Here is a 212-nt window from a genome sequence, read left to right on the forward strand (position 1 = left end):
GTCGCGGGTGCCCTTCATCTCGCGCAGCTCGCGGCGGAGCTTGGCGATCCGGGTGTTGATCCGGCGCCGGTCGGTCTCGATCTTGGTCTCACCGGGACCGCGGCCACCGATGCCGCCGCCGCCGGCGGCGCGACCGCCGACCTGGCGCGACAGGTTGCCACCCCAGCCACGCAGGCGCTGCTTGAGGTAGGTCAGCTGCGCCAGCTCGACCT

At 73.1% G+C, this 212-nt stretch carries 1 pseudogene; it reads right to left on the reverse strand.

The features are described from left to right. A pseudogene (locus QWY29_RS20850) lies at window positions 1–212 on the reverse strand (GTPase HflX); the annotation flags it as partial.

Origin of the sequence: Nocardioides abyssi, assembly GCF_030412915.1 — a bacterium.
Lineage (GTDB): Bacteria > Actinomycetota > Actinomycetes > Propionibacteriales > Nocardioidaceae > Nocardioides > Nocardioides abyssi.